The 17,401-nt window shown below is 37.4% G+C and carries 17 protein-coding genes; 12 read left to right on the top strand and 5 right to left on the bottom strand.

From position 1 onward, the window contains the following. Positions 1-117: 117 nt before the first annotated feature. From ACZZZC_RS14940 to ACZZZC_RS14905, 8 genes are all read left to right on the top strand, one after another. Positions 118-681 carry a helix-turn-helix domain-containing protein gene (locus ACZZZC_RS14940; protein ID WP_463482772.1) on the top strand — a complete coding sequence of 188 codons (564 nt, stop codon included), beginning with the start codon at positions 118-120 and terminating at the stop codon, positions 679-681. A 23-nt stretch (positions 682-704) separates the two neighbouring features. After that, positions 705-1,076 carry a hypothetical protein gene (locus tag ACZZZC_RS14935; protein WP_463482771.1) on the top strand — a complete coding sequence of 124 codons (372 nt, stop codon included), beginning with the start codon at positions 705-707 and terminating at the stop codon, positions 1,074-1,076. Between the two features lie 54 nt (positions 1,077-1,130). After that, positions 1,131-2,144 carry a TQO small subunit DoxD gene (locus ACZZZC_RS14930; protein ID WP_463487504.1) on the top strand — a complete coding sequence of 338 codons (1,014 nt, stop codon included), beginning with the start codon at positions 1,131-1,133 and terminating at the stop codon, positions 2,142-2,144. Between the two features lie 263 nt (positions 2,145-2,407). Then, entirely contained in the window at positions 2,408-3,259 is an 852-nt protein-coding gene (locus tag ACZZZC_RS14925) for a helix-turn-helix domain-containing protein (RefSeq protein ID WP_463482768.1), read from the top strand. Between the two features lie 82 nt (positions 3,260-3,341). Then, positions 3,342-3,938, top strand: coding sequence for a short chain dehydrogenase (locus tag ACZZZC_RS14920; protein WP_463487503.1), 597 nt, complete (start codon positions 3,342-3,344; stop codon positions 3,936-3,938). A gap of 218 nt (positions 3,939-4,156) precedes the next feature. Further along, on the top strand, positions 4,157-5,167 hold the full coding sequence (locus tag ACZZZC_RS14915; protein ID WP_463487502.1) for an NAD(P)/FAD-dependent oxidoreductase: 1,011 nt from the start codon (positions 4,157-4,159) through the stop codon (positions 5,165-5,167). A gap of 192 nt (positions 5,168-5,359) precedes the next feature. Then, the gene (locus ACZZZC_RS14910) at positions 5,360-7,777 is read left to right on the top strand and encodes a heavy metal translocating P-type ATPase (RefSeq protein WP_463482765.1); all 2,418 of its coding nucleotides are present in this window, start codon (positions 5,360-5,362) and stop codon (positions 7,775-7,777) included. A 92-nt stretch (positions 7,778-7,869) separates the two neighbouring features. Continuing rightward, positions 7,870-8,094: a heavy-metal-associated domain-containing protein gene (locus ACZZZC_RS14905; protein ID WP_265799189.1), complete on the top strand. Its 225-nt coding sequence runs from the start codon at positions 7,870-7,872 to the stop codon at positions 8,092-8,094. Between the two features lie 219 nt (positions 8,095-8,313). Here ACZZZC_RS14905 and ACZZZC_RS14900 read toward each other — a convergent pair whose 3' ends face one another. Together ACZZZC_RS14900 and ACZZZC_RS14895 are read right to left on the bottom strand one after the other, a co-directional pair. Beyond that, entirely contained in the window at positions 8,314-9,177 is an 864-nt protein-coding gene (locus tag ACZZZC_RS14900; RefSeq protein WP_463482764.1) for an SDR family oxidoreductase, read from the bottom strand. Positions 9,178-9,256: 79 nt separating this feature from the next. Continuing rightward, positions 9,257-9,826: a Crp/Fnr family transcriptional regulator gene (locus ACZZZC_RS14895; RefSeq protein WP_463482763.1), complete on the bottom strand. Its 570-nt coding sequence runs from the start codon at positions 9,824-9,826 to the stop codon at positions 9,257-9,259. A gap of 166 nt (positions 9,827-9,992) precedes the next feature. On the opposite strand from ACZZZC_RS14895, the gene ACZZZC_RS14890 reads away from it, so the two are divergent. The 4 genes from ACZZZC_RS14890 to ACZZZC_RS14875 all read left to right on the top strand — a co-directional run bounded on the left by ACZZZC_RS14890 (position 9,993) and on the right by ACZZZC_RS14875 (position 15,681). Beyond that, complete coding sequence (locus tag ACZZZC_RS14890) at positions 9,993-12,245, top strand: multicopper oxidase family protein (RefSeq protein ID WP_463487501.1); 2,253 nt, start codon at positions 9,993-9,995, stop codon at positions 12,243-12,245. A 39-nt stretch (positions 12,246-12,284) separates the two neighbouring features. Continuing rightward, positions 12,285-13,268 (top strand): cation diffusion facilitator family transporter, encoded by a 984-nt coding sequence (locus ACZZZC_RS14885; protein ID WP_463482761.1) that lies wholly within the window; start codon positions 12,285-12,287, stop codon positions 13,266-13,268. 189 nt (positions 13,269-13,457) lie between these two features. Then, complete coding sequence (locus ACZZZC_RS14880; RefSeq protein ID WP_463482760.1) at positions 13,458-14,303, top strand: GNAT family N-acetyltransferase; 846 nt, start codon at positions 13,458-13,460, stop codon at positions 14,301-14,303. Between the two features lie 709 nt (positions 14,304-15,012). After that, positions 15,013-15,681, top strand: coding sequence for a YceI family protein (locus ACZZZC_RS14875; protein ID WP_463482759.1), 669 nt, complete (start codon positions 15,013-15,015; stop codon positions 15,679-15,681). A gap of 124 nt (positions 15,682-15,805) precedes the next feature. Here ACZZZC_RS14875 and ACZZZC_RS14870 read toward each other — a convergent pair whose 3' ends face one another. The 3 genes from ACZZZC_RS14870 to ACZZZC_RS14860 form a co-directional block, all read right to left on the bottom strand. Beyond that, complete coding sequence (locus ACZZZC_RS14870) at positions 15,806-16,270, bottom strand: DUF1905 domain-containing protein (protein WP_463482758.1); 465 nt, start codon at positions 16,268-16,270, stop codon at positions 15,806-15,808. Positions 16,271-16,321: 51 nt separating this feature from the next. Then, positions 16,322-16,969 (bottom strand): DUF429 domain-containing protein, encoded by a 648-nt coding sequence (locus ACZZZC_RS14865; protein ID WP_463482757.1) that lies wholly within the window; start codon positions 16,967-16,969, stop codon positions 16,322-16,324. 236 nt (positions 16,970-17,205) lie between these two features. After that, positions 17,206-17,400: a hypothetical protein gene (locus ACZZZC_RS14860; RefSeq protein ID WP_463487500.1), complete on the bottom strand. Its 195-nt coding sequence runs from the start codon at positions 17,398-17,400 to the stop codon at positions 17,206-17,208. Position 17,401: the final 1 nt, after the last annotated feature.

The raw sequence follows: 17,401 nt of genomic DNA, 5'->3' as shown, positions 1-17,401 counted from the left end.
CGTGACGCTGTTTTGAAAAAATGGGAGGTCAATTTCTGATATCCTTTAATTACTCTTTGATTTAAATCGTAGATTTAGCCACATATTTAAAATATAGCTATAGAATAAGATAAAAATATGAGCGTACTCTTTATAAAAAATATGGTCTGCAACCGTTGTATTATGGTGGTGCAGAATGAAATGGATAAGCTTGGATTAGCGGTAGAACATATAAAATTGGGAGAAGTTACACTTGAAAAAGAACCAACTGCTAGTGAAAGAACTGCGTTGGAAGGTGCGCTGGTATCATTAGGTTTTCAGGTGATTGATGATAAAAAAAGCAGGATTATAGAACAAATCAAAAATGTAATTATTGAGTTGGTACATCATCAGGATAATGATGCAAAAAACAATTTATCCGATATTTTGAGTGGAAAACTCAACCACGATTACAATTATCTTTCTAACTTATTTTCGGAGGTGGAGAGTACCACAATAGAAAAATATTTTATTGCCCAAAAGATTGAAAAGGTAAAAGAATTGCTGGTTTATGATGAACTATCGTTAAGCGAGATTGCTTTCCGTTTAAATTACTCAAGCGTAGCTTATTTAAGTAACCAATTCAAAAAAGTAACTGGATTGACGCCAAGTCATTTCAAACAAATAAAGGAAGATAAACGCAAGCCGTTGGATGCCGTATAGATTTTTTATATAATTTAGCAACAATGTTTAAAGTAGAAAACCATATCAAAAATATCAGGTACATCGTTTTGATGTGGTTTATACTGTTTTCTCTAAGTCCTTGTACGGTAAAGGAACTACTGTTCTATTCTTTAAATACTGAATATGCCGAGCCGCTCAATAAATCAAAGACTGTACAAACAAACCCTTGTCAATATTCGTCCAATGAATATCAGCAGAGATCAGCTGCACAGCAATCGAAAATTAATCAAAAAATTGAGCCTGTTGATTTCGTTTGTAATTACGGTTTTCCAACGTATGTTGCTAAAATAGACAAGAACTATTCAAAAACTTCTACGGGAAACAGCCCTCCAAAATATATTTTATATAAACGCTTGAAGATTTATATAGCATAGCAAGTTGCTTGTAAGTACTATAAATTTTTTCACGTTTAATAAAATACCAATTCAATGAAACATCATCATATTGATAGTTCTGCCAATAATATGGCCGGGCTTTTCACATTATGTCTACGCTGGATAATCGGCTGGACTTATTTCTCAGCCTTTTGGAGAAGACTTATTCTAGAAAATAAACTAATTCCTGAAGAAGCCGGCTATATCGGCGAAAAATTCAATCATTTTCTTCCCAATGCTTTAAGTATCAAACCAGTTATTGAATACCTGGTTTCTAACCCCGATGCGCTGCAAATTTCAATGGTTACATTTACCATTGTCGAAGCCGTTGTTGGTTTACTCCTCATTTTAGGCTTATTTACAAGGCTGATGGGCATCGGTGTGTTTTTTCTTGCCTTAGGTATTCTTCTCGGTTCGGGCTGGCTGGGCACCACTTGTCTGGACGAATGGCAAATTGGCGTACTAGGCCTTGCCGGTGGTTTTACTATATTCCTTTCGGGAAGCGGTGCTTATTCTTTGGATAATTACCTAATGAATAAACAACTCGGTTTTACGAGTAAGAAATGGTTTGGATTTTTAGGTTCGGGGGTGTTGCCGATAAAAAGATTGCAACCAAAAGCCTTAATCATTTCGGCATTCATTTTTGGACTGACACTATTTACTAACCAGTATTTTCACGGTGGCGTATTGGGTACGCTTCATAATAAATCCGTCAAACCCAAAGTTGAGATTTCCAACATACAGCATAATGGCCCTCAGCTTACCTTTCGATTATTCAGGGTGGAAGGAGCAGATGTTTACGGCTCATTTTTGATTGGGATACAAGTTTTGAACGAAAAAAATGAGGTGGTTAAATCCATCGGTCAAAACGAATTAGCTCGTTTTTCGAAGGATAAAATCAAAAATCATTATGTTGCCAAAATCAAATCTGGAAAACATAGTATGATTTTACCACTAGGAGCAAAGGCGGATATTACCATCGATTTGGACGGGGTATTAATCAAAGAAAATTACAGACTAAAATTAATTGACATTAGCGGAATTGAGTGGACAGCTGAAATAATGTAGATTTTTGTTTTAAAGTAGGCTTGGTTTTACAGCCATGCCTACTTTTATGTAGTTACACCTGGTATGTTCATTTAAAAACTTTGAATTTCGTACATTGGCTATCTAAATTTTCAAACACAATCCCTTCTTTCAAAATATTTACTTTAGCTGGATGTTTTGGTTTTGAAAACCGGTACAACAACAAAATTCTGATGCGACCGCAAAAACAAGAACTATGGACATCATTATTTGAAAAACAACGAAGCAACATCGACAAAATTTGAATGAAAGAAATTAGCGTAAGACAAATTAAAGAGCCTGATTTTTCAGAGGGTTTTAGTATTCGAAACATCGGTACTTTGCTCTCCGAAAAAGATTTAGTGCAAGAACTGCATAGGCACAACTTCTTTTTTGCTTTGTTTTTGGAGAAAGGAGCAGGGAAACATAGTATTGATTTTGTCAATTACCCTGTTAGCGACTACTCTGTTTTCTTTATGCGACCAGGTCAAGTGCATCAGCTTACTCTAAAACAAGGGAGCAAGGGATACTTAATACAATTTAACCGTGAATTTTACGCTCCAAAAGAGGAGCCCGTTAATTTCGTTTTACGGAAAGTAAGCCATAAAAATCACTGTCCACTTTCGGTCGAAAAGTTTAGCAAATTACTGTTGCATTTATCTTTCATTTTTGAAGAATATACCCAAAAACAAGACCGCTACAAGGAAGTTATTACGGCAAGTTTGGAAATACTTTTTATCGAATTGGTAAGACAAAGCAAAACCCCGAAAGAAATACAAAATGATGCTACTAAATATTCGCAAGAGCAATTGGAAGAATTATTAGAACTATTGCAAAAGCATATTGTAACGCATAAACAAGTAACACAATATGCCGAAATGATGCACCTCACTACATTTCAACTCAACAAAATTACTAAAGAAACTACCGGAAGTACCTGCTCTCAACTCATCAACGAGCAAATAGTACTTGAAGCAAAAAGAAACCTTTTGGCTACCTCTAATCAAGTAAATCAAATTGCTTTCGATTTAGGATTTGAAGACCCTTCCTATTTTATTCGTTTTTTTAAAAAACATACCAACTTTTCCCCCGAAGCATTCCGCAAGAACTTTAAATAAGTCCAATCCAAGTTCAATTTTGTCCTATCATAACCGATCCTACTAAAATAACTTTGCAGAATAAATAAAAATATTCAGCAATATGAAAATAGTAATTGTAGGTGCATCGGGCACTATGGGGCAGTATTTGGCGAATTTGCTTGAAAAGGAAAATCACGAAGTAATAAGAGCCAGTCGTTCTTCAGAAGAGATACAGGTTGATACAACTTCTACCCAATCCATTGAAGCAATGTTTGCAAGGATTGGAACTTTTGATGCCCTGATTTCTACCGCAGGGGAAACTTTTGTTGGCCCTTGGAAAAACTTGAATGACCAAACTTTCAAAAAAGGAATTGAAGGAAAAATGATGGGGCAAATTAATTTGGTATTAATTGGTCAACATTACATCAATCCAAAAGGTTCGTTTACATTGATTACTGGAGCATTAACACACGAACCTCAGATTAATTTTGCCAATGCTTCAGCAGCAAACGGAGCGGTAGAAGGTTTTGTTAGAGCTTCTGCCATTGAGTTGTCAAATGGTATCCGCATCAATGCTGTTAGCCCAACGGTAATTGAAAACTCTCCACAATATTTTCCTTATTTCCCGGGAGAAATTCCAACAACGATGAAGCAATTGGAATTTGCCTTTAAGAAAAGCTTGTTTGGCGCTGTAACAGGACATATTATCAAACCGTAAAATAATCAAGATGAATACTAAAAGTAAGATTATCCAATCCATCAAAATTTGGATAGTAATTTATCCTTCGATAACGCTTTTTTATATATTGTTTGGTAGTTATTTAGCTGAAATGCCATTGTATTTAAGAACACTCATCTTAACATTGGTATTAGTGCCCTGGATGGTATTCGTAGGATTACCATTTATACATCTTTTGTTGAAAAACATCTCTAACAATGACAAATCTTAACCGAAGAACTTTTGTTAAGCAAAGCGGAATTCTTGCAACAGCCTTTGCATTGCCACTAAGTTTTAACCAATTTAAAGAAGACAAAAAAATGAAAGATAAAAATCAATTTGATGTAATTATTATTGGAGGTAGCTATGCCGGACTTGCCACAGCAATGGCATTGGGCAGAGCATTAAGAAATGTGCTTATTATCGACAGCGGAAAACCCAGTAACAGACAAACACCACATTCGCATAATTTTTTAACGCAAGATGGTAAGTCACCAAAAGAAATTGCGACACTTGCAAAGCAACAAGTAGTAGCATACGATACAATCACATTCTTTGATGGTATTGCTACAAAGGGCTTAAAAACAAGCACTGGTTTTGAAATTCAAACTGAAACGGGCGACAAGTTTTCGGGAACCAAATTAGTTTTCGCCACGGGTATAAAAGATATGATGCCCAGTATTATCGGATTTTCTGAATGTTGGGGTATTTCTGTTTTGCATTGTCCCTATTGCCACGGTTACGAAGTGAAAAATGAAATAACCGGTATTTTGGGTAATGGCGAATATGGATTTGAATTTTCAAAATTGATATCGAAGTGGACAAAAGATTTGACCCTTTTTACGAATGGAACATCAACGCTAGCTGACGAACAAAAAAGGCAACTTGAAAAACATTCTATTGAAATAGTAGAAAAAGAAATTAAAGAGTTGGAACACGTAAATGGGCAACTCAAAAACATCTTTTTTAAAGATGGTTCAAAGCAAATAGTTAAAGCCATTTACACCAAACTTCCTTTTGAGCAAAATTGTACTGTTGCTGAACAATTGGGATGTGAATTAACCGAAGATGGATATATAAAAATTGATGCTGCTCAAAAAACAACCACAAAAGATGTGTTTGCCTGTGGCGATAACGCAACACGAATGCGGACCGTTGCAAATGTAGTAGCGATGGGAACATTTACGGGTATGACGGTAAACAAAGAACTTATCGAAGAGCGTTTTTAAGTATCGACTTTTATAGACAAATAAAAACCCAAGCGTTTAAGATTGCTCAAAGTTATTTCAAAGAAATAAAGGAAGGGAAACGAAAACCATCAGACCAGGTTTAGTAAATATTACAAATCAATTCCATAATTCCACAATAACTATTCTCCGTATTGTCGCCAATTTTGTATTGCAAATAAAGCAATAGAAATTATGGCTACAAATAACAATAGAGAAACAGTTTACATTCCTTTAGAAGATGTAGAAAGCGAACATTGTGCATTAATCGTTGAAAAAGGATTGGCAAAGGTTGATGGTGTTGCAACCCAGAAAGTAGAAATCAACAACCGTAGAGCAGCCATTACCGTTAAAGATACTGAAACCATTGGCAAGGCCGTTGCGGCTATTAAAGACTTGGGCTATGGTGTTTCATCTATAAAAAATACCTTTCCTGTTTTAGGAATGACCTGTGCTTCTTGTGCGGGCAGTGCCGAAAGTATCGTAAAGTATGAACCAGGTGTGATTGACGCTTCTGTCAACTACGCAACCGGAAACCTGACCGTTGAGTACCTTCCCAATATGACGGATGCTACCAAACTGCAAAAAGCCGTTCAGGGTGTTGGTTATGACTTGCTCATTGTTGAAGAAGCAAAACAACAGCAATCCTTAGAGACGATCCACGCAGAGAAATTCAAAAAGCTAAAAAACAAAACTATTTGGGCGGTTATATTATCGTTACCCGTGGTAATCATCGGGATGTTTTTTATGGATATGCCTTACGGTAACGAAATTATGTGTTTTTTTTCCACCCCTGTTGTACTTTGGCTGGGTAAAGACTTTTTTATCAATGCGTGGAAACAGGCCAAACACCGTTCTGCCAATATGGATACTTTGGTTGCCTTGAGTACAGGAATTGCCTATATATTTAGTGTATTCAATATGCTTTTTATGGATTTCTGGCACCAGAGAGAATTGCACGCACACGTCTATTTTGAGGCAGCTGCAGTGGTCATCGCCTTTATTCTTTTAGGTAAATTATTGGAAGAAAAAGCCAAAGGAAACACCTCTACGGCTATTAAAAAACTGATGGGCTTGCAACCCAAAACGGTAATGGTAATAGCTCCGGATGGAACAGAAAAACAAACCGCTATTGAAGCCGTAGATGTAGATGATATAATCCTGGTAAAGCCCGGCGAAAAAATTGCGGTCGACGGAATGGTTACTTCTGGTAATTCGTATGTAGATGAAAGTATGCTGAGTGGCGAACCCGTTCCAGTACTAAAAACAGAAAATGAAAAAGTATTTGCCGGAACCATTAATCAAAAAGGAAGTTTTCAATTTAAAGCAGTGAAAGTGGGTAAGGAAACCATGCTGGCCCAAATCATTAAAATGGTGCAGGATGCACAAGGCAGTAAAGCACCCGTACAAAAATTGGTTGATAAAATTGCAAGTATTTTCGTTCCAGTGGTGATTGGCATTGCCGTTCTTACTTTTATTTTATGGATTATTTTGGGTGGCGAAAACGGTGTAGTACAAGGATTGTTAGCAGCCGTTACGGTATTGGTAATTGCTTGTCCTTGTGCGTTGGGCTTGGCTACACCAACGGCTATTATGGTGGGTGTGGGCAAAGGCGCCGAAAATGGTATTTTAATTAAAGATGCCGAAATCCTTGAATTGGCTAAAAAAGTGAATGCAATTGTTTTAGATAAAACCGGAACCATCACACAAGGAAGACCTGAAGTAACCAGCATCCAATGGCTGAACAATGATGATACGACCAAGACTATTTTGCTGAGCATCGAAAAACAATCAGAGCATCCATTGGCTGAAGCTGTGGTGAAACATTTAGAAAATTCATCAACAATTGCGATTGCTGATTTTGAAAGTATTACAGGGAAAGGTGTAAAAGCCAATCATAACAACGAAACCTATTTTGTAGGAAACAAAAAACTCCTGGCTGAGAATAACATTTCGATTGCAGAACAATTGCAAAACCAATCCGATGAATGGGGTAAACAATCCAAAACGGTCATTTGGTTTGCAAACAGCATAGAGGCACTTTCTGTTATTGCCATTTCCGATAAAATCAAAGAAACATCAGTTCTGGCAATCAAAGAAATGCAAGAAATGGGCATCGAATTATATATGCTTACCGGCGACAATGAAGCCACCGCTATAGCAATTGCCGAGCAAACAGGCATCCTGCATTACAAAGCCGAAGTATTGCCACAGCACAAAGCGGATTTTGTAAAAGAACTGCAGCAGCAAGGTAAAGTAGTAGCCATGGTGGGCGACGGAATTAATGACAGTACCGCTCTGGCAACAGCCGACGTAAGCATTGCCATGGGAAAAGGAAGTGACATCGCAATGGACGTGGCCAAAATGACCATCATCTCATCAGACCTTACCAAGATACCACAGGCAATACGTTTATCCAAACAAACCGTGGCCACCATTAAGCAAAACCTGTTTTGGGCATTTATTTATAATCTTATCGGTATTCCATTAGCTGCTGGAATATTGTATCCAATAAACGGTTTCTTGCTGAACCCAATGATAGCAGGAGCTGCAATGGCTTTGAGTAGCGTAAGTGTAGTGACGAATAGTTTGAGGCTGAAATGGAAGAAATAAACCAGTAAATATTATAAATCAAACAAAGAAAACTACAATGATAAAACGGGTTGATTGACGCAACTTTGTACTATCAAATAAAATATAACGAAATGGAAAATAATAATCAAGATTTACAATTCAAGACAAATATCAATTGCAGCAGCTGCGTAGCAAAAGTAACCCCTTTTTTAAATGATGCTAAAGGTATCGGGCAATGGGAAGTAGATACTACGAATAGGGAAAAAATTCTCACCCTAAAATCTGAAGGAATTACTGAACAGGAAGTAATAGAAACCGTTCAAAAAGCTGGGTTTAAGATAGAACCTATAAAGTAATTTAAAAAAATATCTCACCCATCAGCGGTATTTAACATCGTTGTAATTATCCATTACACAGCGTTAAAAATTGTCTTTAGTTGGGCGTTTGCCATTTGGCAAACATCAATTGAAAGAGGTTCTAAATTCTATCAGAACTTGTCGCCAAAAAATAAAACCTTCCACAGAATGAAGGTTTTATTTTTAAGGCTGCAATGAAAATTTGATGGTTTCAATTTTTTACTTCAACAAACCGCCCATTCCAAAGGCAGTCAACGCTTTCTCGTATTGAACTTGAACGGCATCATTTGCAGCTTTAAGGTATTCCCCTGTGAATGGATCAACATTGGTTCTTATCGGACGCTGACCTTTGGGTAAGCTGATTAAGTTTACTACTGCATCTGCAACATCTTGCGGATTAGGATTTAAGGTTTCAAATGCCTTGCCAACAGCCGCACCCATTTTATTAGGATAATCTGCTATCACTGCGTAAGCATCATTAACCGAAGCATCGGAACCAGGATTAAATTTTTGTGACATCTCTGTCGGGAAAGCACCAGGTTGTAGGATGGCAACGTCAACACCTAATGGTCTTACTTCGTAATGCAAACCTTCGCTAATGCCTTCCAAACCAAATTTTGAAGCACTGTACATTGTTGCAAAAGGAAACGAAACGGCGCCAAATCCACTGGTGATATTGATGATGAGACCTTCGGATTGTTTACGCATAAATGGCAACACCAATTTCATCAATCGCCAAGGTGCGATGACATTGATATCGAACATTTCTTGTACATCGGCGGTTGTAAAACTTTCGGCCACGCCATTTCTGCTAAAACCCGCATTGTTTACCAAAACATCTATTGTTCCTTCTTTTGCGATGATGGTATCTATGGCTTGCTGCACACTGTTTTCATCCGTAAGTGCAACATCCAGAACGGTAATGTTTTCTATCTCGGAGAGGGCTTTTGCTTTATCTGAATTTTTACCGTTTGTATCTCTCATTGTTGCGTAAACTTGATGTCCTAAGGCTGCAACGCTTTTTGTAGTAAGCCATCCAAACCCGCTATTTGTTCCTGTAATTAATACAACTTTTTTGTTCATTATATTTTGATTAAAATTAATGGTACAAAGTTCCGAGCTTTAAAAATTAAAACATTTACCATTTGGTAAAAAGAGATTTTTACAGGATGTTTTTTCTAATTCTACTCAACGACTGTTGGGTAACGCCCAAGTACGAAGCGACCAATGATAGCGGAACACGATTAATAAGCATGGGATATTTTTCAAGAAATGAGACGTAACGGGTTGTGCCATCTTCCGAAACCAACGGACTTCTTCTATCCATCGCATCTGTTAAACATTTTTGGGTTATTTTAGCTGCAATCCTGTCCCAATCAACTATTGTGTTTGAGAGTGCATCCCAATCTTTTTTAGTAAAAGCGAGCAATTTGCAATCGGTAACAGCCTGAATATAATCTGTTGCTGCTGCCTGTGCCTCAAATTTTTGCTGGTCTGAAACAAAGCTGTATTCGTCAATAAAGTAATTGGTTATCTCTTCACCTTTATTATTGTAATAGCAACACCGAAAAACACCTTCTAAAACAAAACCAATGTATTTTGGAATTTTTCCTGCTTCGGAAAAATAATCATCTTTTTTCAGTTCCAGTTCCGTTGTCTTGCTCTTGATAAAGTCGATTTGCTGTTGGTTCAAATTGCCGAAACGCAGTATATATTCAATTAACTTTTCCATTGTTGTAAAGGTAGCAAATGGCTTTAATTAGAGATTTACCATTTGGTAAAAAGTCATGGAGCTTTCCATATGACCTACGACGACGTAAATCTTACAATTATTAACCAAAATAGCACAACGATTACCACGCTGTTTAATCCCAATTTTGTATCTAAATATCAGAACAATGAAAGCGAAAAATAACTCCTTACTTCTAACGGCAGTTTTGTTGTTAATGGCTTCCTCCGCATTTGCCCAAAAAGTAGTGCGATACGATTTGTACGTTAAAGACACGCTGGTAAATTACGCCGGAAAGGAGAAAAGAGCCATCGCCGTAAACGGGCAAATTCCTATGCCCACACTCACTTTTACAGAAGGGGACACGGCAGAAATTGTGGTGCATAATCAATTAAAAGAAGGCACTTCACTGCATTGGCATGGTGTATTTTTACCCAATAAAGATGACGGTGTACCTTATCTTACGCAACCTCAAATCTCACCTGGAACTAAGCATACGTATCGTTTTCCCGTTATTCAGAATGGTACGCACTGGTATCACTCGCATTCGGGTTTGCAAGAACAAATCGGCATGTATGGCAACCTTGTATTTCTCAAGAAAGCGGGTGATAAAACTTTTAGAAAAGGGATAGATGATTTGCCAACCGTACCCATTGTCTTGAGCGAATGGACCAATTTAAATCCGAATAACGTACACCGGATGTTGCACAATGCCAGCGATTGGTCGGCGATAAAAAAAGGCGCTACACAGTCGTATGCAGAAGCCATTCGGGCAGGGCATTTCAAAACAAAAATCAACAACGAATGGAAACGGATGTTGGCAATGGACGTAAGCGATGTGTACTATGATAAAATTTTAATGAATGGCAATGCTTCCACAGATTTAAAAAATATCGATGGCAAAACACTTAAAGCGGGCGATAAAGTGAGGTTAAGAATTTCAAACGGTGGTGCTTCCTCTTATTTTTGGTTGCGATATGCCGGTGGAAAAATTACCGTAGTAGCCAATGATGGCAACGACGTAACACCGGTGGAAGTGGATCGATTAATCATTGCTGTTTCTGAAACCTATGATGTGGTAGTCACCATTCCCGAAGACGGCAATGCATACGAGTTTATGGCCACTACCGAAGACCGCACCAATTCTTCAAGTTATTTTATAGGTAACGGCGTTAAAAAGCTGATTGCCCCGCTTCCGAAATTGAAATATTTTGAAGGGATGAAGATGATGAACGATATGATGAAGATGAATGGCGATTTGGATGATATGGGAATGAAAATGAGCCTAAATAAAATGGATATGAATGTGGTGATGTATCCTGAAATAACGGGTGAAATCGAACAAAAAGAAGGCCATAACAAACACAATATGGAGGATGAAAATCGTTACAACGCAAACGCTTTAGGCAAAATTAAAACGCTGAATTATGCCATGCTTTCATCACCTCATAACACGGAACTTGCCAAAGATGCTCCTGTAAAAAAATTAAACTTTACCCTTACCGGAAACATGAATCGCTATGTCTGGAGTATGGATAATAAAGTCCTTTCTGAAGTGGATAAAATACCGGTAAAAAAAGGAGAAGTATTGCGCATCACCATTTACAATAATTCGATGATGCGACACCCGATGCATTTGCACGGATTTGATTTTAGGGTAATTAATGGCAAGGGCGAAAAATCACCGCTCAAAAATGTGCTGGACATCATGCCCATGGAAACCGATACCATAGAATTTCTGGCAAACGAAGAAGGCGATTGGTTTTTCCACTGTCATATCCTTTACCACATGATGGCCGGTATGGACAGGGTTTTTGCAGTGGGCGATTACAAAAACCCATTACTTCCAGACAAAGAAACAGCCTACAAAATGTTGCAACACGAAAGCAATATGCCTCACTTTATGGCTCAAAATGATTTCGCCACCAACGGAAATGATGGAGAAGCAATGCTTCAAAATGCCAGATGGAGTTTGGGTACGGAATGGCGTTTAGGGTATAGCGATATGCATGGTTATGAAGTTGAAACCCACCTGGGAAGATATATCGGAAAAATGCAATGGTTGATGCCGTTCATCGGTTTTGATTATCGATACAGAAAGATGGGAATGGACGAACAAGAAACTAATTTATTCGGACAAACTAACAAAAAAGACACCCGTAGAGCCGTTAGTTTAGGATTTATGTACACTTTGCCAATGCTGGTTAATTTTCAGGCGGAAATCTATCATGATGGAATTGTCCGCCTATCATTAATGCGTGAAGACATTCCCATTTCAAAAAGATTGAGAGCAGGTTTTATGGTCAATACCGATAAAGAATTTATGGGTGATTTGAAATACATCATCACTAAAAATATCGGTATTCGTACCCATTATGATAGCGATATGGGCTTTGGCGTGGGGTTGTCTTTGAATTACTAAAACCTCAACAAAAAAAATATAAAATTAAGTTCAAAAATAATGACACATCAACACAACCACAACGACGACGAACACGACAACCATAATCACAATCATTCACACGAAGGGCACGAGCATAATGGGCATGAGCACTCAAAAGACAGTGCCTTATCCTTCGCCTTTTGGCTCAATCTGGCATTTTCCATCGTTGAGGTCATTGGTGGTGTTTTAACGAATTCAACAGCCATTATTGCTGATGCTTTTCACGATTTAATGGATGCAGTTGCAATCGGTCTTGCCATACTTTTAGAAAAAGTATCGGGTAAAAAACGGAGTGCAAAATTCTCTTATGGCTATAAAAGATTTTCACTTTTGTCTGCATTGGGGTTGTCCATTTTTTTGTTGGCAGGTTCGGTAACGATGATTATTGCAGGTTATCATTCCTTTTTTTCAGAAAAAGAAGTTCACAGTGTCGGTATGTTAGGATTGGCAATTCTTGGGCTTGCTGTAAATGGTTTTGCCTTCCTTAAAATTAAAAATGGCGGTGGACATAACCATCACGGACATAGCCACGGTGGGCATAATCACAACAGTCAATCCATCATGCTGCATTTATTGGAAGATGTTTTGGGTTGGGCTGCCGTTTTGATTGGTGCGGTGGTTATTTACTTTACCGGTTGGAATTGGATTGATGGGGTTTTAACCATTGGCATTGCGCTGTATGTAGGTTTCAATGCTATTAAAAATCTGATTGCCACAGTGAAAGTGATGTTACAATCTGTTCCCGAAAATGTGGATATAGCGCAGTTAACAGAAGAACTCAACCAGATTGAAGGTGTAACCAATATCCACGATGTACACATTTGGAGTTTGGACGGCAGTTACAATGTGGGCTCTCTACATGCAGTAACAACGGATCTAGCAGGAAAACCGGAACCAGATATTATGAACAAAATCATCCAACTGATGCAGCAGTACAACATCCAGCATCCTACCATTCAAATTGAAAACAGCGCCACAGTTTGCAGTTTTAACAACTGTTAAGACGGCTTTCAGCTTGAAAACGGAGTAAATCAGATAAAATTAACCATGGGTTTTGTCGTTGGATTTTTCCATAAAATTTGTACACTTTAATTTAACTATTTTAGTGCCCCTAATCAAATATATCATTCAAAGTAGCTATTAAAAATTACCGAATTTTGCCGTTATTAAAACTATCATTAGCTGATATTTATGACTATCCTAAAAACATTAGAGAAGATTACGACTGAAAAACTTTTAGAAGTTTTCAATTTATCATTTTCAGATTACGTTGTACCTTTTTGCCTGACTAAAGAACAAATCGAAGACAAAATAAAAAGCGACAGTATTAAACTTGAATTTTCTGTAGGAGCGTTCGAGGATGATCAATTAATTGCTTTCGTACTTCATGGGTATGACACTATCGACAACTTCAAAATTGTTTATAATGCCGGAACAGGCGTAATTCCAGCCAAAAGAGGAAATAAATTGACCGCGAAATTGTATGAATATATTTTGCCGATTTTGCACGAAAATGATATTGACAAGTTGCTATTGGAAGTAATCATCACCAATGAGCCGGCAATCAAAACTTACAAAAATATAGGGTTCAAAATTATCCGGGAATTAAATTGTTATAAAGGTCCATTAAACATAACCAGCACCAATAATGATTTTAAAATTCGTGAATTGCAAGTGTATGATTGGCAAAAGCTTCAATCCTTTTGGGATTTGAAACCATCCTGGCAAAATTCAATTACAGCGGTCGAAAAGCTAAAAAAAACCAACATTTCTATAGGGATATATGACGGGAAAAAATTATTGGGTTACACGATTTTTAATCCGAAAATAAAAAGAATACATCAACTTGCAGTTGACAAAAACGACCGAAGAAAAGGCGTTGGGCCGCACCTTTTAGCATACATCGCAACAAATTATGGAAAAGATATTTCTGCTATTAATGTTGACAATACTTCAGCAGAAACAATGAAATTTTTTAATGCTATAGGAATGGATATTTACATTAAACAGTACGAGATGGAATTGAAGTTGAAATAGAGTGTCCCCAACATCCTTCATCATCTAAAACCGATTGTCTATCTATATTTTTTAAAAGTCATCGTAATCATTTAGCGAATTGATTTACTTAACTAATTTATACTTGAAATGAATGCTGCAAACAGTCGATCCTCAACAATTCTCTTAGAAATTGGAAAATTATTATGCGCTTACTTTTGATATAAAATAAAATTTTCAAGGTTAAATTCGACTTCATTGAGTACTACTTCCTCATTTTGCAAAATATTATTCTGATAAACAAATGTTAAGTTGTTTGCCTTTAATACTAATATTTTGATCTAAACATTTTATTGTTTTTACTACTAAATCCATAAATTTATAGATATTAATCATGAAACACCTTTTACACCTCAGTTTGCTTAGTCAATTTCAAACACCGAATTCCATTCAACCTCGTCAAAAATTCTCTTCACATCCCATGTGTTGCTGATCCATCCGGTAATCATATTGGGACTTAAAACAGAAGGAGGACGGCTCCTCGAAGATATCTTCCACCCGATAATGGCGATCAAATAGGAGAGGATTATGTGTGGATAGATTTTACGGCCTTCATCCATATCTATGAAGCTAACTCATTCACCGCAGACATTTATTATCATACATCAATTGAAGAATGAAATTTGGGCACTACTTTTGACGAATGAGTCGTTCAAGAAATCAAACTTATATTTAATTTAAATTTCAAACCATGAGAAAATTATTTTTTGCGCTTCCGGCGCTATTTTTACTCGCATCTTGCGGAGGATCTTCAACTGATAATGCAAAAACAACGACTGAGCAAACCGCTGCAGCGCAAAAAGGTGAAACTCTAACATTGGATACTGCTGGCACTTCAGTTGATTGGAAAGCGGCACACAAAGGTGGTTTAGCGCCACGTTGGGGCAAAATCAGTGTAGACTCTGGATCCATCTCAGTTGATAAAGATTCGTTAAGTGGTGGAGAATTCGTTATTAATTTAGGTTCGTTAAAAGTTGATCCTGCTTCAGTTACAGAAAAAGATAAAAAAGCAAGTGATTTAGAAGGACATTTGAAAAGTCCTGATTTCTTTGATGTAGCTAAATATCCTACTGCTAAATTTGTGATTACTAAAGTTGAGCCATTCTCTGGAACTCAAACATCCAATCTGTTGAAAGATCCTAACTATTTGATCAGCGGTAATCTGACTTTAAAAGACAGTACTTTGAACATCACTTTCCCATCAAAAGTAGAAGTTTCTGCAACTGGTGTTACTGCAACTGCTAAATTTGTAATTGATAGAAGTGCCTGGGGAATTAATTATAAAGCCGAAGGTAGTCCTGAAAACTGGATGATATCAAAAGATGTAGAAATTGGTTTAAACCTTAAGGCTAAAAATTAAACCTTCAAAACTTTTTGATCAAGCTTAAAAGCAATAAAGAATTTTGGCGCCCGACACATTAAGTGTTGGGCGCTTTTTTGTGGTTTCAAATGCAGAAATGTACGCCTTTTTGTTGATGATATTTCTATTGATGGGAAGCAAGTTTATTAATAGATGAAATAATTTTTTTCTCCTGAGCATCTTCCGTTTTTTGTGAAATAATATCTTCGATGATGGCAGTTTGTTCACTTTCGTCCAGGGCTTTAAATTTTTGGTAAACATCTGCATCTTTCAAGCAATCTTTTATCTCCTGTTCATTGGTAAGTCTATCATCAGAGGTCTTGATCATGGTAACGGTTACTTCATCGCCGCCACTTTTATTAATCGCTTTCCGGATCGTACCGTTTATCGAAATCCGTTTATCCTTATTTTTTAACGGAGCTAAATTCAGGTCTTTGAATTCGTAACCATCTATGGTGCCAGAAACTTTCATAAAACCCCATCTGCCTCTAATGTCTTTAGTTCCCGGAATTACTAAATGATAAGTCCAGGCGCCTTTTCCAGGTTCGTGCTGAATCTTAAGTTTCTTATTTTTTAATAACTCTTTCATCACATCAAATATCTAAATTGAATCTTAACATTGAATAAAATCATACAAAGCCTAATTTTGACTATTTAATTTCGGCAGTATAATTACGCCTTCGTCAGTATCGCCAATAGATTCATATTGTCCGTTTAAATAAAACAATCCGGCGAGTGCGGCGGTAATGGCATCAGCTTCATCGTGGCTGATTTTGGTTTTCAGATAGTTTCCCTGTAGACCCAGACGGCTAATTCCTGCAATTAATTCTGGTAAACCTTTCTGTTTCCGCGTCAGGCCAAGAATATCCTGACATCCGCCGGGGAAAGTTTCTACAACATTAAATCCCAGCTGCCTGAATTTTGAGCTAAGCACAATACCTCTCAGCGTAAGTTTTTGCATACTTTTGATAAGCGGTGGATAGGATCTGATGCCTCGTTTCAACAGTAACCGTTCACATAATCGGGTTATCCCAAATTCATGCCGTCCGGGATCCTCATCAAAAACAGAATTTCTTCCCTTTGGCAGAGTTAAAGGTGCATCTATACAAATCACCTGTGGATCTCTTGCGATAGTTTGCTCAATTAATTCCTCGTCAGATCGGATTCCTTTTGTTTCCACCACGCCATTTTGGAAAACTGCCCAGCCAGAAGGTTTTGTTTCAGAACCTGTCAGATCTATTCCTACTGTAATACTTCCGGATGATTTTAGGAGTTTAATCGTTTCCAAGTCGTTTTGATATTAGCTTGAATTACAAAAGGCTTGTGCTCATTTCCAACCCAGTTTTCTTATCCAAATTTAGTATTTTTCTCAAACAAAGCTCTGTTAAACGCAACAACCTCTGGATGAGAAGGATAAGATTTCATTGCAGAAAGTCCGGCAATCGCTTCGTCTCTTTTCACCGGAGCTTCTTCTCTCACGCCGTCAGCTAAGGCCTGTTTTAATTCTTCTGAATTAAGTTCTGTTCAATACGCAGGTGTTCCCGGCTGATGTCTCCAGGATTCCGAAAGATTTCCTGCATCAACTGTATCAAAACCCGCATCATTAATCAATTCTGCAAGTACTTTTTTTGCTGCGACGTCATCTCCTGCAACTGCCATTGCAATTCTGTCTTCTGCATAGGGTTCTTTTCCGCCATTTTCCAGTGTTTCCGCCAACAAG

This window comes from Pedobacter sp. AC212 (assembly GCF_979258625.1).
The sequence above is the reverse complement of the archived record's forward strand: the minus strand, read 5'-3'. Positions and strand labels throughout refer to the sequence as shown.

Excerpts from the sequence above, each read along its gene's own strand:
- ACZZZC_RS14940 (WP_463482772.1), top strand. The coding sequence starts at position 118 with ATGAGCGTACTCTTTATAAAAAATATGGTCTGCAACCGTTGTATTATG.
- ACZZZC_RS14935 (WP_463482771.1), top strand. The coding sequence starts at position 705 with ATGTTTAAAGTAGAAAACCATATCAAAAATATCAGGTACATCGTTTTG.
- ACZZZC_RS14930 (WP_463487504.1), top strand. The coding sequence starts at position 1,131 with ATGAAACATCATCATATTGATAGTTCTGCCAATAATATGGCCGGGCTT.
- ACZZZC_RS14925 (WP_463482768.1), top strand. The coding sequence starts at position 2,408 with ATGAAAGAAATTAGCGTAAGACAAATTAAAGAGCCTGATTTTTCAGAG.
- ACZZZC_RS14920 (WP_463487503.1), top strand. The coding sequence starts at position 3,342 with ATGAAAATAGTAATTGTAGGTGCATCGGGCACTATGGGGCAGTATTTG.
- ACZZZC_RS14915 (WP_463487502.1), top strand. The coding sequence starts at position 4,157 with ATGACAAATCTTAACCGAAGAACTTTTGTTAAGCAAAGCGGAATTCTT.
- ACZZZC_RS14910 (WP_463482765.1), top strand. The coding sequence starts at position 5,360 with ATGGCTACAAATAACAATAGAGAAACAGTTTACATTCCTTTAGAAGAT.
- ACZZZC_RS14905 (WP_265799189.1), top strand. The coding sequence starts at position 7,870 with ATGGAAAATAATAATCAAGATTTACAATTCAAGACAAATATCAATTGC.
- ACZZZC_RS14900 (WP_463482764.1), bottom strand. The coding sequence starts at position 9,177 with ATGAACAAAAAAGTTGTATTAATTACAGGAACAAATAGCGGGTTTGGA.
- ACZZZC_RS14895 (WP_463482763.1), bottom strand. The coding sequence starts at position 9,826 with ATGGAAAAGTTAATTGAATATATACTGCGTTTCGGCAATTTGAACCAA.
- ACZZZC_RS14890 (WP_463487501.1), top strand. The coding sequence starts at position 9,993 with ATGAAAGCGAAAAATAACTCCTTACTTCTAACGGCAGTTTTGTTGTTA.
- ACZZZC_RS14885 (WP_463482761.1), top strand. The coding sequence starts at position 12,285 with ATGACACATCAACACAACCACAACGACGACGAACACGACAACCATAAT.
- ACZZZC_RS14880 (WP_463482760.1), top strand. The coding sequence starts at position 13,458 with ATGACTATCCTAAAAACATTAGAGAAGATTACGACTGAAAAACTTTTA.
- ACZZZC_RS14875 (WP_463482759.1), top strand. The coding sequence starts at position 15,013 with ATGAGAAAATTATTTTTTGCGCTTCCGGCGCTATTTTTACTCGCATCT.
- ACZZZC_RS14870 (WP_463482758.1), bottom strand. The coding sequence starts at position 16,270 with ATGAAAGAGTTATTAAAAAATAAGAAACTTAAGATTCAGCACGAACCT.